The organism is Micrococcus porci (assembly GCF_020097155.1).
Classification (GTDB): Bacteria; Actinomycetota; Actinomycetes; order Actinomycetales; family Micrococcaceae; genus Micrococcus; species Micrococcus porci.
In genome coordinates, this window is the sequence record NZ_CP083691.1 from 2,216,322 (window position 1) to 2,239,394 (window position 23,073).

The 23,073-nt window shown below is 73.1% G+C and carries 24 protein-coding genes and 1 other RNA gene; 8 read left to right on the forward strand and 17 right to left on the reverse strand.

Annotated features, from left to right (window positions below; genetic code table 11):
* Positions 1-22: 22 nt before the first annotated feature.
* Genes hisN through KW076_RS10445 form a run of 3 tightly spaced genes read left to right on the forward strand, consistent with a single transcriptional unit; the run spans position 23 to position 1,779 of the window.
* Positions 23-838: a histidinol-phosphatase gene (gene hisN, locus KW076_RS10435; RefSeq protein ID WP_224355271.1), complete on the forward strand. Its 816-nt coding sequence runs from the start codon at positions 23-25 to the stop codon at positions 836-838.
* Between the two features lie 3 nt (positions 839-841).
* Positions 842-1,387, forward strand: coding sequence for a CrcB family protein (locus KW076_RS10440; RefSeq protein WP_224355272.1), 546 nt, complete (start codon positions 842-844; stop codon positions 1,385-1,387).
* Positions 1,384-1,779: a CrcB family protein gene (locus KW076_RS10445; protein ID WP_224355273.1), complete on the forward strand. Its 396-nt coding sequence runs from the start codon at positions 1,384-1,386 to the stop codon at positions 1,777-1,779. The genes KW076_RS10440 and KW076_RS10445 overlap by 4 nt, the downstream gene beginning before the upstream one ends.
* 9 nt (positions 1,780-1,788) lie before the next feature.
* Here KW076_RS10445 and KW076_RS10450 read toward each other — a convergent pair whose 3' ends face one another.
* The 10 genes from KW076_RS10450 to prfB all read right to left on the reverse strand — a co-directional run bounded on the left by KW076_RS10450 (position 1,789) and on the right by prfB (position 11,526).
* Positions 1,789-2,400 (reverse strand): nucleotidyltransferase domain-containing protein, encoded by a 612-nt coding sequence (locus KW076_RS10450; protein WP_224355274.1) that lies wholly within the window; start codon positions 2,398-2,400, stop codon positions 1,789-1,791.
* Between the two features lie 113 nt (positions 2,401-2,513).
* Positions 2,514-3,905 carry a sodium/glutamate symporter gene (locus tag KW076_RS10455; RefSeq protein ID WP_286670220.1) on the reverse strand — a complete coding sequence of 464 codons (1,392 nt, stop codon included), beginning with the start codon at positions 3,903-3,905 and terminating at the stop codon, positions 2,514-2,516.
* Between the two features lie 103 nt (positions 3,906-4,008).
* The gene (locus KW076_RS10460; protein ID WP_224355275.1) at positions 4,009-4,980 is read right to left on the reverse strand and encodes a potassium channel beta subunit family protein; all 972 of its coding nucleotides are present in this window, start codon (positions 4,978-4,980) and stop codon (positions 4,009-4,011) included.
* 102 nt (positions 4,981-5,082) lie between these two features.
* Positions 5,083-5,454: a transfer-messenger RNA gene (gene ssrA, locus KW076_RS10465) on the reverse strand.
* A gap of 134 nt (positions 5,455-5,588) precedes the next feature.
* Positions 5,589-6,104 (reverse strand): SsrA-binding protein SmpB, encoded by a 516-nt coding sequence (gene smpB / locus KW076_RS10470; protein ID WP_044659238.1) that lies wholly within the window; start codon positions 6,102-6,104, stop codon positions 5,589-5,591.
* A gap of 129 nt (positions 6,105-6,233) precedes the next feature.
* Positions 6,234-6,899, reverse strand: a complete 666-nt coding sequence (locus KW076_RS10475) for a CoA transferase subunit B (RefSeq protein WP_224355276.1) — start codon at positions 6,897-6,899, stop codon at positions 6,234-6,236.
* The gene (locus KW076_RS10480; RefSeq protein ID WP_224355277.1) at positions 6,896-7,705 is read right to left on the reverse strand and encodes a CoA transferase subunit A; all 810 of its coding nucleotides are present in this window, start codon (positions 7,703-7,705) and stop codon (positions 6,896-6,898) included. The genes KW076_RS10475 and KW076_RS10480 overlap by 4 nt, the downstream gene beginning before the upstream one ends.
* Positions 7,706-7,736: 31 nt before the next feature.
* A complete protein-coding gene (locus tag KW076_RS10485) occupies positions 7,737-8,945 on the reverse strand; it encodes an acetyl-CoA C-acetyltransferase (protein ID WP_224355278.1) in 1,209 nt (402 codons plus the stop codon).
* A 190-nt stretch (positions 8,946-9,135) separates the two neighbouring features.
* Positions 9,136-10,203 (reverse strand): 2,3-butanediol dehydrogenase, encoded by a 1,068-nt coding sequence (locus KW076_RS10490; protein ID WP_200970092.1) that lies wholly within the window; start codon positions 10,201-10,203, stop codon positions 9,136-9,138.
* Between the two features lie 201 nt (positions 10,204-10,404).
* Positions 10,405-11,526 carry a peptide chain release factor 2 gene (gene prfB / locus KW076_RS10495; RefSeq protein ID WP_224355279.1) on the reverse strand — a complete coding sequence of 374 codons (1,122 nt, stop codon included), beginning with the start codon at positions 11,524-11,526 and terminating at the stop codon, positions 10,405-10,407.
* 104 nt (positions 11,527-11,630) lie between these two features.
* On the opposite strand from prfB, the gene KW076_RS10500 reads away from it, so the two are divergent.
* The 3 genes from KW076_RS10500 (at position 11,631) to KW076_RS10510 (ending at position 14,299) form a co-directional block, all read left to right on the forward strand.
* Complete coding sequence (locus KW076_RS10500; protein WP_224355280.1) at positions 11,631-12,437, forward strand: alpha/beta fold hydrolase; 807 nt, start codon at positions 11,631-11,633, stop codon at positions 12,435-12,437.
* A gap of 104 nt (positions 12,438-12,541) precedes the next feature.
* A complete protein-coding gene (locus KW076_RS10505) occupies positions 12,542-13,273 on the forward strand; it encodes an SAM-dependent methyltransferase (RefSeq protein WP_224355281.1) in 732 nt (243 codons plus the stop codon).
* Positions 13,274-13,387: 114 nt separating this feature from the next.
* The gene (locus tag KW076_RS10510; RefSeq protein ID WP_224355282.1) at positions 13,388-14,299 is read left to right on the forward strand and encodes a 3-hydroxyacyl-CoA dehydrogenase; all 912 of its coding nucleotides are present in this window, start codon (positions 13,388-13,390) and stop codon (positions 14,297-14,299) included.
* Positions 14,300-14,389: 90 nt separating this feature from the next.
* On the opposite strand, the gene KW076_RS10515 is transcribed toward KW076_RS10510, so the two are convergent.
* The 7 genes from KW076_RS10515 to KW076_RS10545 form a co-directional block, all read right to left on the reverse strand.
* Positions 14,390-14,878 (reverse strand): pilus assembly protein TadG-related protein, encoded by a 489-nt coding sequence (locus tag KW076_RS10515; RefSeq protein ID WP_224355283.1) that lies wholly within the window; start codon positions 14,876-14,878, stop codon positions 14,390-14,392.
* The gene (locus tag KW076_RS10520; protein WP_224355284.1) at positions 14,878-15,348 is read right to left on the reverse strand and encodes a hypothetical protein; all 471 of its coding nucleotides are present in this window, start codon (positions 15,346-15,348) and stop codon (positions 14,878-14,880) included. Before KW076_RS10520 ends, KW076_RS10515 begins: the two co-directional genes overlap by 1 nt.
* Positions 15,332-15,751, reverse strand: a complete 420-nt coding sequence (locus tag KW076_RS10525) for a TadE/TadG family type IV pilus assembly protein (protein ID WP_224355285.1) — start codon at positions 15,749-15,751, stop codon at positions 15,332-15,334. The genes KW076_RS10520 and KW076_RS10525 overlap by 17 nt, the downstream gene beginning before the upstream one ends.
* A gap of 12 nt (positions 15,752-15,763) precedes the next feature.
* Positions 15,764-15,973, reverse strand: coding sequence for a hypothetical protein (locus KW076_RS10530; protein WP_224355286.1), 210 nt, complete (start codon positions 15,971-15,973; stop codon positions 15,764-15,766).
* Positions 15,974-16,074: 101 nt separating this feature from the next.
* Positions 16,075-17,016 (reverse strand): type II secretion system F family protein, encoded by a 942-nt coding sequence (locus KW076_RS10535; RefSeq protein WP_224355287.1) that lies wholly within the window; start codon positions 17,014-17,016, stop codon positions 16,075-16,077.
* On the reverse strand, positions 17,013-17,870 hold the full coding sequence (locus KW076_RS10540) for a type II secretion system F family protein (protein WP_224355288.1): 858 nt from the start codon (positions 17,868-17,870) through the stop codon (positions 17,013-17,015). Before KW076_RS10540 ends, KW076_RS10535 begins: the two co-directional genes overlap by 4 nt.
* Entirely contained in the window at positions 17,870-19,096 is a 1,227-nt protein-coding gene (locus tag KW076_RS10545) for a TadA family conjugal transfer-associated ATPase (protein ID WP_224355289.1), read from the reverse strand. Before KW076_RS10545 ends, KW076_RS10540 begins: the two co-directional genes overlap by 1 nt.
* Positions 19,097-19,324: 228 nt before the next feature.
* Here KW076_RS10545 and KW076_RS10550 point away from each other — a divergent pair, with 228 nt between their 5' ends.
* Entirely contained in the window at positions 19,325-22,417 is a 3,093-nt protein-coding gene (locus KW076_RS10550) for an FtsK/SpoIIIE domain-containing protein (RefSeq protein WP_224355290.1), read from the forward strand.
* On the forward strand, positions 22,414-23,028 hold the full coding sequence (locus tag KW076_RS10555; protein WP_224355291.1) for a dienelactone hydrolase family protein: 615 nt from the start codon (positions 22,414-22,416) through the stop codon (positions 23,026-23,028). Before KW076_RS10550 ends, KW076_RS10555 begins: the two co-directional genes overlap by 4 nt.
* Positions 23,029-23,073 lie beyond the last annotated feature (45 nt).

The following is a 23,073-nucleotide window of genomic DNA, read 5'->3' on the forward strand; positions in this document are numbered from 1 at the left end:
CCCGCGGTATAGCGTGGGACACATGGACCAGACTTGGAACGCCGCACGGGACCTCACGGAGGACCTCCGCCTGGCGCACATGCTCGCGGACAACGTGGACTCGATCACCATGTCCCGCTTCAAGGCCCAGGATCTCGAGGTCAGCACCAAGCCGGACCTCACCCCGGTGTCCGACGCCGACCGCGCGGCCGAGGAGTCCATCCGGTCCACGCTGTCCCGGGCTCGGGCGCGCGACCTGATCCTCGGAGAGGAGTTCGGCGGGAACCTCTCCCGCACCGGACGCCAGTGGGTCGTCGACCCCATCGACGGCACCAAGAACTTCGTGCGCGGGGTGCCCGTGTGGGCCACCCTGATCGCGCTGCTGATCGACGGCGAGCCGGTGGTCGGCGTCGTCTCCGCCCCCGCCCTGCACCGGCGCTGGTGGGCCGCGGCCGGCCAGGGCGCGTTCGCGGGGACGTCCCTGACGCGCGCCCAGCGGATCCAGGTCTCCGACGTGGACCGCGTGGAGGACGCGTCCCTGTCCTTCTCCTCGATCGAGGGGTGGCGGGAGCGCGGGGCGGTGCGGGAGTTCCTGCAGCTCACCTCGGACGTGTGGCGGGTGCGCGGCTTCGGCGACTTCTGGTCCTACATGCTGCTGGCGGAGGGCGCCGTGGACGTGGCCACCGAACCGGAGCTCGCGCTGCACGACATGGCCGCACTCGTGCCGATCGTCCGGGAGGCCGGTGGCCGGTTCACCTCCCTCGACGGCGAGGAGGGCCCCTTCGGCGGGCACGCCCTGGCCACCAACGGCCTGCTGCACGACGAGGTCCTGCGCCGGCTGACCCCGGGCCAGGACTGACCCGTGGCGGACGCGCGGCCGGCCGCGGGCGGAGCCGCGGCGCGCCGGACGCTGCCCTGGGTGGCGCTCGGCGGGGCGGCGGGTGCGCTCGCGAGCCTCGGGGCCGGGGCGCTGATCGCCCAGGCGATGGGTCCGGGGGACCCGAGCATCTCCGGGCCGCTCGGCACCGCGTCGGCCACGCTGGCATCGGTGGCGGCCGTGAACGTGCTGGGCTCCTTCCTCCTGGGCCTGCTGCGGGGCGCGTCCGGACGTCCCGGCGCGCGGTGGGATCCCCGCCTCGTGGCGGCACTGGGGACCGGCTTCCTGGGCGCCTTCACCACCTTCGGCACCGTGGCCGCGACGCTGGCGCTGCCCGTGATGATGACCGCCGGCCTGGCCGCCACGGGGGACACGTGGTGGATCCTCCTGGCGGTCGTGGTCGTGGGCCTGCTGATCGCCGTGGCGGTGCTGGCGGCGCTGAGCACCGCCGCGGCCGCCCTGGGACTGCACCTGGGCGGCCGGGGCGCCGGGTCCGGCTCCGCCGGCCGTCCGGACGGGGCGGCCGCATGAGCGCCGGGACGGTCCTCCTGACCGTGCTCCTCGCCGGCCTGGCGGCAGCCGTGGGGGCCGGGTTGCGCCATCTCGCCGACCACCGCTGGGGCGGCCGGGGTGTCCTGCTGGCCAATGTGACGGCCTCCGCGCTCGCCGGGGCGCTGTTCGCGATCGGCTTCGGGCCCGGATCCGCTGACCCCGAGGGCCCGGCCGGGGCCGCACTGGCCCTCGGCGCCGCCGGCGCGTTCGTCCTGGCCCTGGGCACATGGTCCACGGTGGCGTTCCAGGCCGCGCAGGAGGTCCTCGCCGGCCGGACCCGGCGCGCCGTCCGGGTGTGGTTGGTGCACCTGGCCTCCGGGACGGCGGCCGCCGTCGTCGGCGTCCTGGCCGTGGGGTTCCTGGTCCGCTGAGCCGCGGGCTCAGCCGACGAGGACCCGCTGCGCCCACCCGAACAGCAGGCGGCCGTCCCGGTCCACGTCCACGGCGGCGCCGCCCCGCACGGCGAGCGCGAGGGCCAGCACGTCCCGATCCGCGGGGTCCACCACGTCCAGCAGGTCCGTCTGACGGCGCACGTGCGTCCCGGTGCGTTGCAGGTGCCGGGCCTGGACCACGAAGGCGGCGGCCTTGGCCAGGCCGGCGATCGTCTCCGGGCTGCGGGTGTGCACCAGGGTGTGCACGGCGCCGTGGTAGACGTTCCCGGCACCCGCGGTGACCGCCCGGGCCACGGCGGCCGCGTCCAGGCGAGGCAGCAGCTCCGCGAGGCTGCCGCGGATCGGCGTGGTGTCGTGCACGAACTGCACCAGGTCCGCCGCGTCCCAGGTGAGCAGCTCGTCCCGGCCGGAGAGGAACCCGCAGGCCAGCTCCCGGTGCGGCAGGCCGTCCAGCAGCTCCCGGTAGGCGTCGACGTCCCGGGGCGTGAGCGCGTCCAGGACCAGGACGGCGTCGATGTCCGAGGTCGCGGACGCCTCACCGCGGGCGCGGGAGCCCTGCAGGCCGAGGAACCGGACGCGGGGGCCGAAGGCGGCGTCCACGGCGTCGGTCCATCGCCGGACCCAGTCGGCGGTCAGCGGGTCGAGGGGCGGGCTCGGGGGCTGCGGACATGGCCCCCAGGGTCGTTAGCCGGCCGCGAGGCCGGGCGTGCCGCTCAGGCGCGTGCCGCCGTCGTCGTCCGCCGGGGGTCCGGCCCGCCCTGACGGACCATGACGACGGCCCCGACGACGGCGATGACGCCCCAGATCGCGACCACCGACCAGGGCGCCCCGGCGACGATGAGCAGCGGGGCGATCGCCACCGCGGCCCCCTCCACCGGGATCAGCGGCAGGTAGGCGTACCCGAAGTCCTCGACGGTCCCGGACTCGAGGTCGGGATCCACGATGCGCAGCAGCGCGATGCCGGTGGCCACGGACCCGGTGGCCCATCCCCACGTGAAGATCTGCTTCTCGAACCAGCTCTCCCCCAGGTACCGCGGGGCGACCACGAGCCCCAGGAACAGGCAGAACGCCAGGCCCAGCGCGAACACCACGGCCAGCTCCGCCAGGTGGTCGGCGACGAACGCCGGCTCGATGGACACGATGCCGCAGACGATCAACACGTCCGAGGCCGCCCCGGACAGCGCCTTGAGGGTCTGCGGCTCCATCACCCGCGAGGCGCCGGAGCGGACCACGACCCACCGGGCGAGCAGGCCCGCCAAGAAGGCGCTGGCGAACAGGGGCAGGGCGAAGTCGTCCAGCACCTCGCCGGTGGTGGTCATGAACAGCCAGCCGAGGGCAACGACGGCGCCCACCAGCGCCATGTGCAGGGTGAGCGTCTCGATGGAGGACCCGGACATCGTGTGCCGGGCGGCGACGGGGCGGTCGTCGTGCTCCAGCACGCCGGTGCGCAGGGACGGTGTGAACGCGGCCTGCGTGCTGAAGGCCCGGGTGTGCCCCCGGGAGGAGCCGATCTTCGCCAGGATCACGCCGCCGACGATCCCGGAGAGCATGCCCACGGTGGCCGAGGTGAAGGCGATCGAGGTGATCTCCGGGCGGCCCGCGTCGGCGAACACGTCCCCCAGGGCCGCGGAGGTGCCGAACCCGCCGGACCAGGAGGCGAACAGCACCATGCCGATCGCGTCCGAGGAACCCATCACCGGGCCGAGGACGAGCAGGACCAGCAGCATGCCGGCGACCACCTGGCCGGCGGACATGAGCACGCCGTAGCCGGTGAAGCCGGCCAGCGGGCCGGTCGCCTTCCTGAAGGAGAAGGACTGGGACAGCGCCAGGCAGGCGAAGACCACCGCGATCAGCAGGGTGGTGTAGGAGCCCACGTACGGGGAGAACGGCAGCCCCGTGAACTCCCAGGCGCCGACGCGCAGGCCCCACGCGCCCGCCACCTGCGGCCCAAGCAGGAACCCGAGCAGACCGGCGATCACAGGGGCGGGCAGCAGCAGCCACTGGAGGACCCGGACCTTGGCCCGCAGGACCACCGCGACGAGCAGCAGGCCGCCGATCAGCCCCGCATCGCCGATGAGGGTCTCACGAAACAGTGCAGCCTCCACGGGGAGCCCCTTCCACGCCGGGGCGCTCGAAGTGGCGGCCCTCTGCGGGGACTCTACCGGGGCGCGACGACGCCGGCCGCGGTCGCCCGCGACCGGCGGACCGTCAGGCGAACACCGCCTCCAGGCGCTCGCGGACCTCCGGGGTCACCAGCTCGATCACGTCCAGCGCCTTGAGGTTCTCCTGGACCTGCGCCACGCTCGAGGCGCCGAGGATCACGGTGGACACGCGCGGGTTCGAGGCCGTCCACGCCAGGGCCAGCTGCGCCGGGGTCACGTCGAGCTCGGCGGCGATGTCCACGAGCTGTCGGACCTTGGCGGTGGTCTCCTGGTCCGCGATCGAGTCCTTCACGAAGTCGTAGCCCTTCAGCGCGCCGCGGGAGCCCTCCGGGACGCCGTCCACGTACTTGCCGGAGAGGATGCCGGAGGCCAGCGGGCTCCAGGTGGTCAGGCCGAGCCCGATGTCCTCGTAGAGGCGGGCGTACTCCTCCTCCACCTTCGTGCGGTGCAGCAGGTTGTACTGCGGCTGCTCCATCACGGGCTTGTGCAGATGGTGCCGCTCGGCGATGTTCCACGCCGCGCGGATCTCGTCCGCGCTCCACTCCGAGGTGCCCCAGTACAGGGCCTTGCCCCGGTTGATCATGTCGCTCATGGCCCAGACGGTCTCCTCGATGGGAGTGTGCGGGTCCGGGCGGTGGCAGAACACCAGGTCCACGAAGTCCAGGCCGAGGCGCTCGAGGGAGCCGTCGATGCCCTGCATCAGGTACTTGCGGTTCAGGGTGTTCTTCATGTTCACCACGTCGCCGTGGATCCCCCAGAACAGCTTCGTGGAGACGACGTACTCGTGGCGCTTCCAGCCGAGCTCGGCGATGGCCCGGCCCATGATGGACTCGGACTCGCCGCCGGCGTAGACCTCGGCGTTGTCGAAGAAGTTGACCCCGCCCTCCTTGGCGGCGGCCAGCTGGTCCTTGGCCAGGCCCATGTCGACCTGGTTGCCGAAGGTCACCCAGGAGCCGAAGCTGAACTGCGAGACCTGGAGGCCGGAGGAGCCGAGACGGTTGTAGATCATGTCGCTCATGGGCCCACGCTACTACCGCGTGGCGCGGCCGGAGCAGGGACGGAGACTCCCGGGCACGACGAAGGCCCCCCGACGTGACGTCGGGGGGCCTTCGCGTGTGGTGAGTGGAGCCGGCGGGAATTGAACCCGCGTCCGATGAGGTGTTGCCAGGTCTTCTCCGGGCGCAGTCTGCTGTGGGTGTTGCTCGGTCCTGGCCGTCCCGCAGACGGGCGGCCAACCCGGACCCAGCCGGATTGATGTCGGCGTCACGACCCCCGGCGAGGGTGACGCCCAGTGGCTATCTAGCTGACGCCACGATCCGAGGCGACAGCGACCTCGGGGTGACGGACTCGATCACTGATCAGGCAGCGAGAGCGAAGTCAGTGCGCTTGGATTCGGCACTTATTGGTTTGCAGAGAGCGTTTGACGAGATGACTCTGCATCCTCGGCCCGCTTCTCCCGACGCGACACACACCGTCGAAACCGATCGGCCCCAGGGGGGCGACTCCTCTATGAGGTTGTCAATCACCACTGCAGGCGGAGGGCGCGGAGCCCGCCGGTCCTGAAACCGGGCCTGCGAGAGATACAACGTAGCACGCCCCCCGGGCATTCCCAAGGGGCCGCCGCGCTCAGGCCACGCCGGCGCGCCGGTTGCGCATCCGCATGGCCCGCTGGGCCTCGCGGTTGTCCTGCTGCTCGCGCAGCTTGTGCCGCTTGTCGTATTCGCGGTTGCCCCGTGCGACGCCGATCTCCACCTTCACGCGCCCGTTCAGGAAGTACAGGGACAGCGGCACGATGGTCAGGCCCGGATCCTGGATCTGCCGGGAGATCTTCGTCAGCTCGGCGCGGTGCAGCAGCAGCTTGCGACGCCGGCGGGCGGCGTGGTTGGTCCACGAGCCGTTGAGGTACTCCGGGATGTAGACCTGCTCGAGCCACAGCTCGTCCCGGTAGAAGACCGCGAAGCCGTCCACGAGCGAGGCCTTGCCCTCGCGCAGCGACTTCACCTCGGTGCCGGTGAGCACCATGCCGGCCTCGTACGTGTCGAGGATGGTGTAGTCGTGGCGCGCCTTCTTGTTGTTGGCGATCACCTGGCGCTCGCCGGGGGCCGGCTGCTTGGCGGCCTTGCCCTTGCTGTTCTTGCCCATGGCCTCACGTCCTTCCAGCGTCCACGGCGACGGCCGCGCCCCGATCAGGGCGCGGCCGTCCAGTCTATCCCGTGCCGGTCCGATGCCCGCAGAGGCGATGCGCCGGGGCCGCGGGGCGGCGTCGTCGGCTCAGTCCAGCGGTGCGCCGGTGAGCGCGCGGACCTGCTCCTCGGTGACGCCGGGCGCGGTCTCCACGAGCGCCAGGCGGGGCTGTTCCGGGGTGCCGACGACGTCGATGACGGCCAAGTCCGTGATGATGCGGTCGACGACGGCGCGGCCGGTCAGCGGCAGGGTGCACTGGTCGACGATCTTGGGGGTCCCGTCTTTGGACACGTGGTCCATCATGACGATCACGCGGCCGGCGCCGTGGACGAGGTCCATCGCGCCGCCCATGCCCTTGATCATCTTGCCGGGCACCATCCAGTTGGCCAGGTCGCCCGCGGCGGAGATTTCCATGCCGCCCAGGACGGCGACGTCGATCTTGCCGCCGCGGATCATGCCGAAGCTCAGCGCGGAGTCGAAGAAGGACGCCCCCGGGTTCACGGTGACGGTCTCCTTGCCCGCGTTGATCAGGTCGGGGTCCACGGCGTCCTCCGTGGGGTACGGGCCCGTGCCGAGGATGCCGTTCTCGGACTGCAGCACCACGGACCGCCCGGCGGGGATGTGGTTGGGGATCAGCGTGGGCATGCCGATGCCGAGGTTGACGTAGGCGCCGTCCGGCAGCTCCTGCGCGGCGCGGGCCGCCATCTGGTCGCGGCTCAGGCCCCGGGGGCGCCCGGTGGTCTGCTCGCTCATGCCTGCTCCTCCCCCGATGCGCGCACGGTGCGCTTCTCGATCCGCTTCTCGATGTCCGTGCCGACCTCCACGATCCGGTGCACGAAGACGCCGGGCAGGTGCACGTCATCCGGGTCGATCTCGCCGGGCTCGACGAGCTCCTCCACCTGGGCGATGCACACCCGGCCGGCCATGGCCGCGGGCGGGCCGAACTGGCGGGTGGCCTTGCGGAACACGAGGTTGCCGTGGCGGTCGCCCTTCCAGGCGTGCACGAGGGAGAAGTCGGTGACGATGGAGCGTTCGAGCACATAGGTCTCGGGCTCGCCCGGGGCCTGGTTGAGGTAGCCCTCGCCGAGCACGAACGTGTCCGTGGGCTTGGCCTGCGAGGACTTCACCACGGTGCCGTCCGCGTCGTAGTGCATGGGCAGGCCGCCCTCGGCCACCTGGATGCCGACGCCCGAGCGGGTGTAGAACGCCGGGATGCCGGCGCCGCCGGCGCGGAGCTTCTCCGCGAGGGTGCCCTGCGGGACGAGCTCCACCTCGAGCTCGCCCTCGAGGTACTGGCGGGCGAACTCCTTGTTCTCCCCCACATAGGAGGAGGTCATCTTCCGCAGCCGGCGCGCGCCGAGCAGGATGCCCAGGCCCCAGCCGTCCACGCCGCAGTTGTTGGACACGACGGACAGGTCCATGGCGCCCTGCTCGAGCAGGGCCTCGATGAGCTGCACGGGGTTGCCGGAGAGTCCGAAGCCGCCGACGGCCAGGGACGCGCCGTCCGGCACGTCCGCCACCGCCTCGGCGGGCGTGGCCACGGTCTTGTCGAGAGCCATGTCCGGGGCCCTTTCTGTCAGGGGCGGTCCGTCAGCGGAAGAGGATCAGGGCCTCACCCTGGCCGCCGCCGCCGCAGAGCGAGACGGCCGCGCGGCCGCCGTCGCGCCGGTCGAGCTCGAGGGCGGCGTGCAGGGCCAGCCGGGCCCCGGAGGCGCCGATCGGGTGGCCCAGGGCGATGGCGCCGCCGTGGATGTTGGTCTTCTCGTGCGGGTAGCCGAGGTCGCGCAGGGACTGCACGGCCACCGCGCCGAATGCCTCGTTGATCTCGATGAAGTCGAGGTCGGCCACGTCCCAGCCCTGCTTCCGCACGGCGGCGTTGATCGCGTCGGAGGGCTGCGAGTGCAGCTGCGAGCTGTCCGGGCCGGCGGTCTGGCCGGGGGCGCCCACCGTGGCGAGGACCGTCAGGCCCTTCTCCTCGGCGAAGGCACGCGAGGTCACCACGAGGGCGGCGGCGCCGTCGGACAGGGGCGAGGAGTTGCCGGCCGTGATCGTGCCGTCCTTCGCGAACGCCGGGCGCAGGGAGCCCAGCGACTCGGCGGTCGTGTCCGGGCGGACCCCTTCGTCCTGGGAGACGACCAGCGGGTCGCCCTTGCGCTGAGGCACCTCCACCGGGGCGATCTCGCCCTCGAAGACGCCCTGGGACTGGGCCCGGGCGGCCCGCTGGTGCGAGGCCGCAGCGACCTCGTCCTGCTCGGCGCGGGCGATGTTCCGCTCGCCATTGCCGGACTCGGTCAGCTCGCCCATGGCCTCGTGGCTCAGGGAGTCGGTGAGGCCGTCCCACGCGACGGCGTCGAGCATCGTGGCCGGGCCGTACTTGAAGCCCTTGCGCGCGCCGGGCAGCAGGTGCGGGGCGTTGGTCATGGACTCCTGACCGCCGGCCACCACCACGTCCGCCTCGCCGAGGCGGATGAGACGGGCGGCGTCGATCACGGCGGTGAGGCCGGACAGGCACACCTTGTTGATCGTCATGGCCGGGACGTTCCACGGGATGCCCGCGGCGAGCGCGGACTGGCGGGCCGGGTTCTGCCCCGCGCCGGCCTGCACGACCTGGCCCATGTAGACCATGTCCACGTCCTCGGGGGCCACGCCGGCGCGCTCGAGCGCATGCGTGATCGCGTGGGCGCCCAGGTCCACGGCGCGCAGGTCGGCCTGCTGCGAGAGCAGCCGGGTGAAGGGCGTGCGGGCACCGCCCACGATCACGGCGTCGGTGGGCTGAGGCTGGGGCAGCTCGGCGGTCATGCGGTCCTCCTGGGACGTTCAACTCGGTTCATCACGATTCACTCAAATACAGTCTATGACCCCGGTCACAGGCGCGCCAGGCGGCGACGCATCCATGACGACGCGCCGCGGGGCAGGGACCACGACGACCCGCACCCGCCGGCTGCGGGCGCGGGCCGTCGTCGGGACGTCCGGGGATCGGACCGGCGCCTCAGAGACCCTGGCCGGTCGGCGAGACGAGGATCTTCACGGCCGTCTCGTTGTGGTGGATGAGGGTCTCGAAGCCCTGGTCGACCAGGTCGTCGAGGCCGATCTTGCCGGTGATGAACGGCGTGAGGTCCACGGCGCCGTCCTCGACCATGCGGATTGTGTCCGCGTGGTCGTTCGCGTACGCGATGGTGCCGCGCAGGTCGATCTCCTTCATCACCAGCTTGTGAAGGGCCACGGCGGGCTCGTGGCCCCAGATGGACTCGTTGACGATCACGCCGCCGGGGCGCACCGCGTCCAGCAGCATGTCCAGCACCACGTCCACCGAGGTGCACTCGAAGCCCACGTCCGCGCCCTGGCCGTCGTGCAGTTCGCGGATCTTGGCGGGCACGTCCACCTCGCGCGGGTCGAAGGCCTCGTCCACCACGCCGGCCTCGAGCACCTTCCGGCGGCGCAGCTCGGAGAGCTCGGAGACGTACACCGTCAGGCCCTTGCCCTTGAGCACGGCCGCGGTGAGCGCGCCGATGGGGCCGGCGCCGCCGATCAGCGCCACGCCCGACGTCGGAGAGCCGGCCCGCACCCACGCGTGGTGGGCCACGGAGAGCGGCTCGATGAGCGCGGCCTGGTCGAGGGGCACGGAGTCGGCCACCGGGTGGACCCAGCGGCGCTGCACCGCGATCTGCTCGGCCAGTCCGCCGCCGTCGCCGCCCAGGCCGATGAAGTTCATGTCCGGCGCGAGGTTGTAGTCCGGTCGGTCCCGGTCCTCCTCGCGCACGATGTACGGCTCCACGACGACCTTCTGGCCGACCTCGAGGTCCGTGACGCCCTCGCCCAGGGCGGCGACGGTGCCGGACATCTCGTGGCCGAGCGTGACGGGGGCGGCGTCGCCGGAGATCGGGTGCGGGTGCCCGGCCGGCGGGATGAAGATCGGGCCCTCGAGGTACTCGTGCAGGTCCGTGCCGCAGATGCCGCACCACGCGACGTCCACGAGGACCTGCCCCGGACCGGCCGTGGGCGAGTCGATCTCCTCGATGCGGATGTCCTTCTTGCCGTGCCAACGGGCGGCGCGCATGGTCATGCTGTTCGACCTCCTGGGTGGGAATGGAGTCGGCTGCCGGACCGGCGCGCGGGGGCGCCTGCCCGGTGCTTCGAGCATCCCACCGGGCCGGCCTCCCAGGCCAGGCCCGAGGCCCCTGCGGGGGCTTGAACGACGACGCCGGCCCGCACCTCCAGGTCAGAGGTGCGGGCCGGCGGCGTGGACTGCGGGAGGGGCTCAGTCCTCCTGGGCGGCCTTGACCTGCTCGGCGCGCCAGCGGATGCCGGCGTCGATGAAGTCGTCGATGGCGCCGTCGAACACGGAGGACGGGTTGCCCTCCTCGTGGCCCGTGCGGAGGTCCTTGACCATCTGGTACGGGTTGAGCACGTAGGAGCGCATCTGATCGCCCCACGAGGCCTTGATGTCGCCGGCCATCTCCTTCTTCTTCGCGTCCTCCTCGGCCTTGCGGACCAGGAGCAGGCGGGACTGGAGCACGCGCAGCGCGGCGGCGCGGTTCTGGATCTGCGACTTCTCGTTCTGCATGGACACGACGATGCCCGTGGGGATGTGCGTCATGCGGACGGCGGAGTCCGTGGTGTTCACGGACTGGCCGCCGGGGCCGGAGGAGCGGAACACGTCCACCTTGATCTCGGACTCGGGGATCTCGATGGAGTCGTCCGACTCGATGAGCGGGACGACCTCGACCGCGGCGAAGGAGGTCTGGCGGCGCCCCTGGTTGTCGAAGGGGCTGATGCGCACCAGGCGGTGCGTGCCGGCCTCGACGGAGAGGGTGCCGAACGCGAAGGGCGCGTTCACCTCGAACGTGGCGGACTTCAGGCCGGCCTCCTCCGCGTAGGAGGTGTCCATGACCTTCGTGGACCAGCCCTTCTGCTCGGCCCAGCGCAGGTACATGCGCATCAGGGTCTCGGCGAAGTCGGCCGCGTCCACGCCGCCGGCGCCCGCGCGGATGGTCACGACGGCGTCCCGCTGGTCGTACTCGCCGTTGAGCAGCGTGACGACCTCGAGCTCCTCGAGGGCCTTGCGGATCGAGGTCAGCTCGACGTTCGCGTCGTCCAGCAGGGAGGGCTCGTCCTCCTCCGCGGCGAGCTCCACCATGGTCTCGAGGTCGTCGATCCGGTCCGCGAGGGACTTGATGCGCTTGAGGTCCGCCTGGCGGTGGGAGAGCTTGGAGGTCACCTTCTGCGCGGCCTCGGGGTCGTCCCAGAGGTCGGGGGCGGCGGCCTCCTTCTCGAGCTCGGCCACCTCCGCCGTCATCTTCTCGACGTCGGAGACCTGCTCGATGGAGGCCAGGGTGTGGCGCAGAGCGTCGATCTCTGCGGAGAAGTCAGTGTCAGCCATGGTGGGGCGAGTCTACCGCCCCGCCTTCCCAGGGCGCGCGGCGGAGGCGGACGGCAGTCGACGAAGCCATCCGCGGGATCGCGGGCCAGCGGTAGCATCGGCCCATGTCACAGCCCGCCCCTCACCTCGTGCGCCGCGGCTCCGGCGCCCCGCTGGTCCTCGTCCACGGCATGGGCGTGGACCACCGCCTCCTCCTCCCCCTCGACGCCGCCCTGGAGGCCGCCGGCGGCTGGGAGCGCGTCTACGTGGACCTGCCCGGCTTCGGCGGCACCCCCGCCCTGCCCGCCCCCGGCGGACTGCCGGAGCTGGCGGACTGGCTGGACGGCGTCGTCGGGGAGATCGCGGGCGAGGACCGGTTCGCGCTGCTGGGCAACTCCCTGGGCGGGCTGCTGGTGCGCGAGGTGCTGGCGCGCCGCCCCGGGCAGGTCGCGGGCCTGGCGATGATCGCCCCCGTGGTGGACCCGGACCCGGAGCGCCGGGACGTGCCCGAGCGCGTGGTCCTGGAGCAGGACGAGGCCCTGCTCGCCGAGCTGGACGGGGACGACGCCGCGCCGTTCGTCGAGATGGCCGTGATCCAGACGCGGCCGGTGTGGGAGGGCTTCCGCGAGCACGTGCTGCCCGGCGTGCTCGCGGTGGACGAGGACGCGGTGGACCGGCTCGAGGACCGCTACGCCCTCGACGGCCCGCTGCCGGAGGAGCGGTTCGGCGAGTTCGACCGCCCCACGCTGATCGTCACCGGCCGCCAGGACGACAAGGTGGGATGGAGGGACCAGCTCGCCCTGGCCGAGCACTTCCCGCGCCTGACCCTGGCCATGCTGGACCGCACCGGCCACAACGCGCACCTGGACCAGGAGGCCGCCGTCGGCGCGATGGTGCGGAACTGGGCGGAGGACGCCGCGCGGGAGCTGTGAGGACCCCGGCGGTGGGCCCGCGCCGGCCGGGATCCGGGGAATGATCGCCACCCCGGGTGCGCTGTCGGGGGCGAACCCCTGACGTCCCCGAACATCGGAGCACCATGAGCGATCAGCACTCCCCCGGCCACGAGCATCGCCACGGCGGGGCGGCCCCGCAGATCGACCCGGGCATGGATCCGCGCGAGTTCTGGGAGAACCGGTACGGCGGGGAGCAGGTGTGGTCGGGGAAGGTGAACGCGACCACGGCTGCGCTGGTGGCCGGCCTGGACCTGCCGGACGGCCCCGGCCGCGCCCTGGACCTCGGCTGCGGCGAGGGCGGCGACGTGGTGCACCTGGCCGAGGCCGGCTGGCACGCCACGGGCGTGGACATCTCCGAGGCGGCGGTGGCCCGCGGCCGGGAGGCGGCCGCGGCGCGCGGCGTGGCCGAGCGGACGCGGTTCCTGGCAGCCGACCTCACGGACACCTCCGCGGACTGGGGCGCCCGTGACGACGGCGCCGCCGGCTACGACCTGGTCACCGGCTCCTTCTTCCAGTCCCCCGTGGCCCTGGACCGCGCGCGGATCCTGCGGCACGCCGCGTCCCTGGTGGCGCCGGGCGGGCACGTCGTGCTCGTCTCCCACGCGGCGCCGCCGAGCTGGGCTCCGCCTGAGGTGGCCGCACGTGGGGACTTCCCCACCCCCGCCGGAGACCTGGAGGCCCTGGGCATCATGACCGAGGGGGACGAGGACTGGGAGGTCCTCGTGGCCGAGGTGCGCGGCCGCGAGTCGACCGGTCCGAACGGCGAGGCCGGGCACCTGGACGACGGCGTCGTCGTCGTGCGCCGACAGCGTTGAAGGAGGGGGCCGACGGCGGGCCGCCAGGGGGTCCGGCCGGCAGCGCCCGAGAGTAGGCTGACAGATAGCGGGACGACCCGTCCCGGGAACCGACTCCGAAGGATTGGACTGATCGTGACGACGATTCAGAAGGTGACCGTGTTCGGCACCGGCGTGCTCGGCTCGCAGATCATCATGCAGGCCGCCTACCACGGCAAGGACGTCACCGCGTACGACGTCGACGACAAGGCGCTGGCCCAGCTGCCGGCCCGCTGGGAGTGGATGCGCGGGTACTACCAGCGCGACCTGCCCGACTTCGACGCGGAGCGCTTCGACAAGGCGGTCTCCTCGATCCGCACGACCACGGACGTCGCGGACGCGGTGACGGACGCGGACGTGGTGATCGAGTCGATCCCGGAGAACCTCGAGCTGAAGAAGTCCGTGTGGGCGAAGATCGGCGAGGCCGTGCCGGAGCGCACCGTGCTGCTGACCAACACCTCCTCCCTGCTGCCGAGCTCCTTCGCGGACTCCACGGGCCACCCGGAGCGGTTCCTGGCGCTGCACTTCGCGAACCTGGTGTGGAAGAACAACACCGGTGAGGTCATGGCCACGGCGAAGACCGCGCCGGAGCACTTCGACGCGGTCCTCGCGTTCGCCGGCGAGATCGGCCTGGTCCCGGTGCCGGTGCGGAAGGAGGTCCCGGGCTATGTGCTGAACTCGCTGCTGATCCCGTGGCTGGACGCGGGCGCGAAGCTGTACCAGGGCGGGGTGTCCGACCCGGAGGACATCGACAACGTCTGGAAGATCGCGACGGGCGCCCCGAAGGGCCCGTTCGAGGTGTACGACGTCGTGGGCTTCAACGTGGCCTACAACATCTCCCGCGTCTCGGCCGATCCGCTGAAGAAGGCGTTCGCGGAGGAGACCCTGAAGAAGGGCATCGACGCCGGGACCACCGGCCTCGGCGTGGGCGAGGGCTTCTACCGCTACGACAAGGACGGCAACAACCTGGGCGCCGTCGAGTCCTGGAAGCAGGAGAACCGCGGCTGAACCCAGCCGACGGAGCCGGGTGATCTACCCGGCATGACGAGGGCGGGGTGCCGGACGGCGCCCCGCCCTCTCGCGTCCCGGGTGGGAGGGTCAGCGGGTGAGGACGGTGCGGGAGCTGCCTTCGGCGCTGACGGGGACGGAGGCCGGGATCAGGTCGGCCAGCCAGCCGGCGCCGGACGGCACCAGGGTCACCTTCGCCCGGGCCCGGACGACGACGGTGGCGCCGTCACCGGCGACCTGGGCCGAGACGGACTCCAGACCGGGGACGGACTCGCGTGCGCCGACCGCGTCGAGGTGCTCGTTGACGGAGGCCTGGACGGAGCCGGGCTCAAGGACCACCCGTGGGTCGGCGTCGAGCTGGAAGGCGAGCTGCTCTGCCCCGGCGAGGGCCGCCCCGTCCGCCAGGGACTGGACCTTGCGGGCCTGGATGAGCACGAGCGTGGCGGAGAGGACCACGAGCAGGAGCCCCACCACGATCGCGCTCAGGCCGAGCGTCAGGACGGTGATCTCGCCGCGCTCGTGGGCACCGTGGCGTCGGTCGGGGCGGCGCTGGGGGCGGCTGCGATGGCGGCGCGTCATCAGAACCTCGGCATCCGGGCGCGGGAGTGGGAGTCGACCGTGGCGATGTCGACGCTCACCCATCCGTCGGGAAGGAGTGGCGGGTCGAGGCTGATCGCGACGGTGACGTCCACGACCTCGCCGGGCTCCAGGGTGCCGCAGCCGCCCACGTCGCACGCCACAGACCATTCGGCATCGGCGGCGTCGAAGCCGTAGTCGGCCAGCGTGAGCGGGATCGTGCCCTCTGCCTGCCCCGGGTTCCCGCCCTCCCCGGAGACCATGACGCGCGCCGCCTGATCGGCGGACGCGAGGGCGCCGAAGGCCGCCGCCTGCACCTGGGAGACGAAGAGCATCAGGTAGGCCAGCGGGATGAGCAGGATCAGGGACAGGCCCAGGAACTCGACCGTGGCCGAGCCGACGTCGTCCGCGAGGTCGGTGCCCCGCCACGGAGCGTGCGTGGGGCCGTGGCGGGCGTCAGTAGCGGAAGGCATGGCCGTGCACCTCGATGGGGACGGGACCGGGCAGGAACCCCAGCCCGGGCAGACTGCTGGTGATGGTCACCCGGACCACCGGCACCCCGCCCACGGTGGTGGGCTCCGACCGCACCTGGGCGCCGGACTGGCCGGGGACGGAGGCGGAGAGGACGTCGCGCGCCCGCGCCGCGCCCTCCGCGGGGTCACGGTCCGCGAGCGCCCCGTAGCGGGCGCCGGCGGAGGCGGCGTCGATCATCACGTTGCGGACGTGCACGATGATGCCGACCTGGAGGACGGCGGCGAACAACAGGACGAGCAGGGCGGTGACCATGGCGTTCTCCGCCACGACGGAGCCGCGGTCGCCCGCCCGGCGGTCGGGGCCCGGTCGGCCCTGGACCGCCGGGCGGGCTGCGGGTTCCATCGGTGCGCTCACTCAGCCGGCGGCGTTGTTCACCTGGGTGATGGCCTGGTCGAACATGGCCTTCAGCGCGGGCATCGCGAGTCCGAGCAGGGCCACGACGAGCGCCGCGGACATCAGGGTGATCATGACCCAGCCGGGGACGTCGCCGCGCTCGTCGCGGGCGTCGTCGTGCAGCAGGGACGTCAGGGCGGAGACGACGGTCAGGTAGGCGTTGGTGAGCATGGTTTCCCTCCTGGGGTGCGGTGCCCCGTGGCACCGCGCGAAGTGATGGGTGGGGGTCGTCGGGACGGGTGGACTATTCAGTTGTGGGTCTGTGGGCGCCGTCAGAAGCTCAGGCGCAGGAGTGCGAGGCCGGGGAAGATCGCGAACACCACCGTGAGGGGCAGGATCCCGAACACGAGCGGGACCATCATCTGGATCTCCTTGCGTCCCGCGGACTCCATGAGCTCGCGGCGGCCGAGCTCGCGCACGTCCTGGGCCTGTGCGCGCAGCACGTCCGCCAGCGGGGTGCCCCGGTCCAGGGCGATCAGGATGCCGCCGATGAACCGCTCCACCGGTTCCAGCTGCACCCGCCGGCCCATGGCCTTCAGGGCGGAGGACAACGACGCGCCCGCGCGCACGTCGGCCAGGGTGCGGTCGAACTCCCCCGCCATCTCGCCGCGGGCGGAGCGCACGATGCGCTCCATGGCGCCGGTGGCGCTCTCCCCGGCGCCGACGGACAGCGCGAACAACTCGGCCACGGAGGGGAACTCGGTGAGGATCGCCGTCCTGCGACGCGCGACCGCCCAGGTGAGCATCTGGTCCCGCAGCACGTAGCCGGACAGCCCCGCGGCGACGACCAGGGCGACGCCGGAGACGACCGGGACCGCCCCCGCCAGCGTGAGCAGGACGGAGAGGACCGTGCCGGCCGCGGTCGCGATGACCGCGCACAGGACCTGCTGGGCGCGGAAGTCCATGACGGAGAGCTCGGAGCCGGCGGCCTGCAGCTTCAGCGTGAGGCTCTCCCCCGCGGGGCTCAGCCGCTGGAGCCCGCGCGTCGCCCCCGCCAGGGAGGGGCCCAGGAGCCTGCCCCACGTCCCCCAGGGGGTCGACGTCGCCCGTCCGTCGGCCAGCAGCCGTGACGCGGGCACATGATGGCGCAGCTGCGGCTCGATGCGCTCCTCCAGGGAGGGACGCCACCCCCACGGCTGGGCCGTGACGATCAGCCAGACGCCGGCCGCCATGACCAGCCCGAGCGCGATCCCCCACAGCAGGCCGCCGCTCATGCGAACACCCTCTTCTCCTGCGGAAGCGCACCGATCCGGAGCATGATCCGGTAGCACAGCGCCGACACCACGAGTCCGGCCAGGAGCAGCGCGCCGCCGGCGACGCTCTGGTAGGCGGTCACGGCCAGCGGCTGGGTGCCGAGCAGGAGCAGGACGATCCAGGGGGCGCAGACGGCCAGGCGGGCGGCGTTGACGGTCCACGACTGCCGCGCCTCGAGCTCCGCCCGGGTACGGGCGTCCTGACGGAGGAACTCGGAGAGCGACTGCAGGAGCAGTCCGATGTCCGCGCCGCCGACCTCCCGGGTCAGGCGCAGCGAGGCGACGAGCCGGTCCGCCACGGGATCCGCCATGCGCGTCTTCAGCCGTTCCAGGGCGTCCAGGAAGCGTGCTCCGGACCGGTAGTCACGGGCGAACTCGCGGAACGGCGCCCGTAGGCCCTCCGGCCCCGTCTCGCCGAGCTGTGTGAGGGCCTCGGGCAGCGTCAGCCCCGCCCGGACGGCGGAGCGGACATGGTCCACCGCGTCCGGCCAGAGGTCGCGCAGCGCCCTGGTGCGGCGAGTCGCCTGCCAGGTCAGAAGTGCCCAGGGCAGGGCCGCCCCGAACAGGCCGAAGCAGGCGGCGATGGTCCAGGTCCGCGTGACCGCCAGGACGATGAGAGCGGCGACCACGCACCCCGCGGCCATCGCCCCCACGACGCCGGCGGGGGTCAGCCGCTCGATGCCCGACCGGGCGATGAGCTCGGCCAGCCGGCCCGGGCCGCGAGGCTCCTCCGCGGAGACGACGGGCTCGGACCACAGAGACCACCACATGAGGAAGAGTCCGGCTCCGAGTCCGAGCCCGAGAACGGCGCCCATCAGCGCACCTCCACGAGATCGCGCGGATCGAGCCCGCGGCGGGCGAACGCCTCGAACTCCAGGTCCGCCGAGGGGTTCAGCACGAGGTCCCCGTGCGCGTCGCGGCGGAACAGCGTGGAGGTCTCGATGACGCCGCCCTCCACACGGGAGCCCACGGTCAGGATCTCCCGGACCCGCCGGCGACCCTCCCGGTCCCGCTCGCAGTGGACGACGACGTCGATGCAGGTGGCGACCGTGGGCACCACGAAGTTCCGCGAGATGTTCTCCCCCGCCAGCAGGGGCAGCGTGCACAGCTTCGTGAGCGCGTCGGACGCGGAGTTGGCGTGGATGGTGCACATGCCCGCCAGACCCGAGTTCAGGGCCACGAGCATGTCCAGCGCCTCCGCCTCGCGGACCTCCCCCACGATCAGGCGGTCCGGGCGCATCCGCAGGGCCTCCTTCACCAGCCGGCGCAGCGGGATCTCACCGGTGCCCTCGAGGTTCGGCTGGCGGCACTGGAGCCCGACGACGTCGCGCACGGGGATCTGCAGCTCGAAGATCTCCTCCACCGTGATGACCCGCTCACGCGCCCCGATCGAGGCGGACAGGCAGTTCAGCATGGTGGTCTTCCCCGCCTGGGTGGCGCCGGAGACCAGGATGTTCATGCCCGCGTCCACCGCGGCGTCGAGGAAGCGGGCGGCCGGCGTCGTCAGCGACTCGGAGCGGACCAGGTCGTCGAGCCGGTGTGCCCGGCTGATGAACTTGCGGATGTTCACGGCCCAGTGGCGCCGGGTGATGTCGGGGATCGCCACGTGGAGGCGGGAGCCGTCCGGCAGCGAGGCGTCCACGAACGGCATGGACAGATCCAGTCGGCGGCCCGAGGACTTCAGCATGAGCTCGACGAGGTCGCGCACCTGTTCCTCGGACAGCACGATCCCGGTCAGCTCGGACCGCCCGGCGCGGGCGCAGTAGACCTGGTCCGGGGCGTTGAGCCAGATCTCCTCCACGGTCGGGTCGTCCATGAGCCGCTGCAAGGGCCCGAGGCCTGCGATCCGGTCGAAGAGCTCCTGCCGGGCCGCCTCGGGATCCTCCAGGGGCGGGAGGGAGCTGACCAGGGAGCGCGACTCGTAGTCGAGGGTGGCCTCCGCGATCATGGTGCGGATCCGATGTCCCTCCACACGGGGATCGACCCCTCTGCGGCGGACCAGCTCCCGGAGCTCGTCCTCCAGCATGCGCACGGCATCCATGCAGCCTCCTGTGACCGTCTCGGCGCCATCCCCAGCGCCTCTCACTGCTGGACACGACAGTACAACGGCATCGCCTCTGCCCAGTCCATGCCCAGCGTTCCTGTGGAGAACGTGGTCGCGGGGGGACATGGAGAGGTTTTCCACAGGCTCGTCGCGCGGGAGGCGCCCTCTGGCAGGGTCTGTCCTGTGCGCCGCCCAGGAGGGCGGCCGGAGAGGAGGGAGGAGGCGATGACCTGGCGCGTGCGCGTCCTCGGCCTGCCCGTCGAGCAGGACTGGGCCGTCTCGGAGCTCCCCCTCGACGTGGACGGGCAGGACCGCGTCGTCGCCGAGCACTTCGCGCCGCTGCGGGTCGAGCGCGCCCGTGGCGGCGGAACGACCCTCACCTACGTCGCGCATCCCTCGGGGACGCCCCCCGTCCCGGCAGCGGGCTCGGGACCCGAGCTGGCGGTCGGCACTTCCGCCGGCCCCGACGCCGGCCGGCTGGTGCCGCTGACGGCGGCAGGCCTCACGGTGGGACGCGGACGCAGTCGGATGCTCCTGGACGACCCGCAGTGCCCCTCGCGGCCGGTCCGCCTCGCCCTCGGCCCGTCCGGGGTGAGCGTCGACGACGGGCGCACGCGTCGGACGTGGGACGGCCTCGACGGACTGCCGATCGGCGACTCCATCCTGCGTCTCGTGCGCGGCCGACAGCGTCCTCTCCCGCCGGCGCTCACCCCGCCGCCGGCGCAGATCGACCTCGGGGCCGCACCTGCCGAGCAGTCGCTGCTCGTGTCCCTGGCGATGGCCGTGGGCCCCGTGCTGATCGGGCTGGTCCTCGCCGTCACCACCCGCAGCCCCCTGTTCCTGCTGTTCGGGATCGTCTCCCTCCTGGGGGTCGGCGTGCTGCTCGGCGTGCAGCGGCGGACCCGACGACGCCACGCTGATCTCCTCCGCGAACGGGCCCTGGACGTGGTGCGTCGCCGGGTGGCAGCCGTGTCCGGGCCCGCCGACGTCTCGGCCGCGTGCCGCGCGAAGGCGGAGGACCGCTTCGGGCTGGTGAGCGCCCGGCCGGGGGACGGCCCCGCCCTCCTCTGGGGGCGGGCCCGCGGATCCGTCGCCTTCACCCGCGGTGACGTCGCCGACCACTGGCGCAGCGCGGCGTGCGTGGACCAGCCGGTCCTGGGGGTCGCGGCCGCGGACCGCGGCACGGTCCTCTGCGGCACTGGCCGGCCCGCGCAGGCGGCCGCCCGCTGGACGCTGTTCCAGCTCCTGCGGCACGCGGTGGCGACGGGGTCCTCCCTCGTGGTGCGGAGCCCGGACGGCGCCCGTGTGTGGTGGCCGGCCGTGCCGGGCGCGCCCACGATCGCCCTCGAGCTCGAGGACACCGCACCCCTGGCCGGGGCCTGGGAGGTGTGGACGGCCTCCCTCGGCGCGGAGATGTCGGAGACGCGGCGGCACGGCTGCGCGGACGAGGTGCTCGTCCGCTGCACCGGCACGCCCCCGGCGGACCTGGACGCGGACGTGGTGGACCTGGATGCGCGCCAGGCGACGCTTCCGGGGCAGGGCCTGGAGCTGACGGACCTCACGCCCCTGGGGATCAGTGCAGACACCCTGCAGTGGTGGCTGGCGGAGCTGGCCGACGACGTCGCGCATCTCGGGCTGGGCGGACCCCCGGCCTCGGCACCTCCGCTCCGCCGGCCACACGACGTCGGCGCGCACCGGGCCGTCCGCAACCTCGCCGTCCCCCTGACGTCCTCCTCCGCGGGCGACGCCGCCCCGATGGTCCTCGACCTGGCGGCGGACGGTCCCCATGCGCTCATCGCGGGGACCACGGGGTCGGGCAAGTCCGATCTGCTCCTGTCGGTCCTCGTCGGACTGGCGGCCCGCCACGCGCCCGCCGAGGTCTCCTTCGTCCTGCTCGACTTCAAGGGCGGCGCGTCCTTCGGACCCCTGCGTCGCCTGCCGCACACCATGAGCGTGGAGACGAACCACGTGGGCGCCGCCTCCCTGCGCGCCCTGCAGGCGATCGGCGCCGAGCTCCGCCGCCGCGAGGCCCTCTTCGCCGAGGCACGGGTCGCGGACTACCCCGCCTTCCGTGCGGCGCACCCGGACACCGCGCTGCCCCGCCTCGTCGTGGCCGTGGACGAGCTGCGCGTGCTCGTGGACGAACATCCGGACGCGAACGCCGTGCTGCAGCGGCTGGCGGCCACCGGTCGGTCCCTGGGGTTCCACCTGCTGCTGGCCACCCAGCGCCCCGGTGGCGCGGTCTCTGCCGACGTCCGGTCCAACCTGGGCACCACCATCGCCCTGCGGACGGCCACCGAGCAGGAGTCGTGGGACCTGGTCGGCTCCGCCGCTGCCTCCCGGATCGACCCGGCGGCACCGGGGACGGCGCTGCTGGCGCGGGGAACCGGCGCCCCCGTCCCCTTCCGCGCCTCACCCTGGTCCGCGGGTCCCGTCCGCCCCCGGTGGACCCCCTGGGGTGTGCCGGTCGCGTCCGCGGCCTCGGGCACCGACTGGCCGTCCGTCGTGGAGGACCTCGTCCAGGCCTGCCGCGACCGTGACCTCCCGATCCCGGAACCGGTGGTCTCCCCTCCCCTGCCCGGGTCCTTCGCACCGGACCGCTCCCGGCGCCGGTCTGCGGACGTGCTCGCGCTGGTCGACGACGCCGCCCGGGCCCGGCACGTGCCGTGGCGGTGGCCCCTGGGGGCCCAGGGAAACGGCGCCTGGATCGTGGAGCCGGCCGGCGGCCGAGCCCTGGTCCTCGCCGCCGTCCTGGAGGCCGCCGGGCGCACGTCCCCGGCCGTCCTGATCCTGGACGGGAGCGGCGAATGCGCCGCGGCCCTGCCGACCGTGGCGGACGCCCTGCCGGACCTCGCCGACGTCACGCTCCTGACACCGGAGGCCCAGCCGGCGGACGTGGGGGAACAGGTGTGCGGCGCCGTCGCCGACCTCGCCGCGGTGGGCGGCACCCTGGTCATCACCGGCTGGCAGTCCTGGGCGGGGGTGCGCGTGGGCGAGACCTACCGCACCCTCGACGAGGAGCTCCACCGGCTCCTCGGCACGCAGGCGGCCCGCGGGCTCCGGGTGGCCGCCGTCGGAGGTCGGGAGCTGGTCACCGCGCGCATCGCCCCGCACCTGCCCCACCGCTTCTACGTGCCCGCCGGCACCACCCCCGACCATCGACTCGTGTGGCCGCCCAAGCTGGTCGAGGTGGAGCAGCTCCCCGGGCGCGCGGTCCACGTGCACCCGGGCGGCCCGACCGTCGGCGTCCCTGCCCAGCTCGCCTTCCCCGCGCACTCCGCCGCCGGTGCAGGGACCGACTCCGACGACCAGCAGTGATCCGGCCCACGCCGCACTACCCTGTCCCCATGGCGCAGATCATCCTCTTCCACCACGCCCGCGGCCTCACCGAGGGCGTGCTCGCCCTCGCCGAGCAGATCGAGCAGGCCTCCGGCCACCACGTGCACACCCCCGACCTCTTCGGCGGCGCCGTGCTCCCCACCGTGGAGGACGGACTCGCCCACCTCCAGCAGATCGGCCAGGACGAGGTCATGACTCGGGCCATGCACGCCTGCGCCGAGCACAAGGAGGCGTCCGTCGTCGCCGGGATCAGCATGGGCGTCATGCCGGCCTGGAAGGCCGCACAGACCGCCCCCGGCTTCCGCGCCTGCATCGCCATGTCCAGCGCCCTGCCGCTGGACGCCTACGCCCGCCTCTGGCAGCCCCACACCTCCCTGCAGATCCACCTCGCCGCCCAGGACCCCTGGGTGAAGGACGAGGACCTCCCCCTGGCCCGCACCTACGCCGCCACCGCCGAGCACCCCGACCGGCCCGCCGACCTCTTCGAGTACGAGACCGCCTCGCACCTGTTCATGGACTCCTCCACGGACCAGTACGACGCCCGGCACACCGAGGTCATGGTCGAGCGCATCCGCGAGCTGCTCGCCTGAGCGTCCCACTCCCCCGGGCACGGCCGCCGGCCGGGCCGGCGCCGC

Bases quoted from the DNA above. Each gene is read 5' to 3' on its own strand.
- KW076_RS10530 (WP_224355286.1), bottom strand. From the start codon at position 15,973: ATGCTCACCAACGCCTACCTGACCGTCGTCTCCGCCCTGACGTCCCTG.
- KW076_RS10460 (WP_224355275.1), bottom strand. From the start codon at position 4,980: ATGAGCGACATGATCTACAACCGTCTCGGCTCCTCCGGCCTCCAGGTC.
- KW076_RS10485 (WP_224355278.1), bottom strand. From the start codon at position 8,945: ATGACCGCCGAGCTGCCCCAGCCTCAGCCCACCGACGCCGTGATCGTG.
- KW076_RS10540 (WP_224355288.1), bottom strand. From the start codon at position 17,870: ATGGGCGCCGTTCTCGGGCTCGGACTCGGAGCCGGACTCTTCCTCATG.
- smpB (WP_044659238.1), bottom strand. From the start codon at position 6,104: ATGGGCAAGAACAGCAAGGGCAAGGCCGCCAAGCAGCCGGCCCCCGGC.
- KW076_RS10480 (WP_224355277.1), bottom strand. From the start codon at position 7,705: ATGGCTCTCGACAAGACCGTGGCCACGCCCGCCGAGGCGGTGGCGGAC.
- KW076_RS10520 (WP_224355284.1), bottom strand. From the start codon at position 15,348: ATGCCTTCCGCTACTGACGCCCGCCACGGCCCCACGCACGCTCCGTGG.
- prfB (WP_224355279.1), bottom strand. From the start codon at position 11,526: ATGGCTGACACTGACTTCTCCGCAGAGATCGACGCTCTGCGCCACACC.
- KW076_RS10550 (WP_224355290.1), top strand. From the start codon at position 19,325: ATGACCTGGCGCGTGCGCGTCCTCGGCCTGCCCGTCGAGCAGGACTGG.
- KW076_RS10515 (WP_224355283.1), bottom strand. From the start codon at position 14,878: ATGACGCGCCGCCATCGCAGCCGCCCCCAGCGCCGCCCCGACCGACGC.
- KW076_RS10445 (WP_224355273.1), top strand. From the start codon at position 1,384: ATGAGCGCCGGGACGGTCCTCCTGACCGTGCTCCTCGCCGGCCTGGCG.
- KW076_RS10475 (WP_224355276.1), bottom strand. From the start codon at position 6,899: ATGAGCGAGCAGACCACCGGGCGCCCCCGGGGCCTGAGCCGCGACCAG.
- hisN (WP_224355271.1), top strand. From the start codon at position 23: ATGGACCAGACTTGGAACGCCGCACGGGACCTCACGGAGGACCTCCGC.
- KW076_RS10525 (WP_224355285.1), bottom strand. From the start codon at position 15,751: ATGGAACCCGCAGCCCGCCCGGCGGTCCAGGGCCGACCGGGCCCCGAC.
- KW076_RS10490 (WP_200970092.1), bottom strand. From the start codon at position 10,203: ATGCGCGCCGCCCGTTGGCACGGCAAGAAGGACATCCGCATCGAGGAG.
- KW076_RS10505 (WP_224355281.1), top strand. From the start codon at position 12,542: ATGAGCGATCAGCACTCCCCCGGCCACGAGCATCGCCACGGCGGGGCG.
- KW076_RS10545 (WP_224355289.1), bottom strand. From the start codon at position 19,096: ATGGATGCCGTGCGCATGCTGGAGGACGAGCTCCGGGAGCTGGTCCGC.
- KW076_RS10535 (WP_224355287.1), bottom strand. From the start codon at position 17,016: ATGAGCGGCGGCCTGCTGTGGGGGATCGCGCTCGGGCTGGTCATGGCG.
- KW076_RS10500 (WP_224355280.1), top strand. From the start codon at position 11,631: ATGTCACAGCCCGCCCCTCACCTCGTGCGCCGCGGCTCCGGCGCCCCG.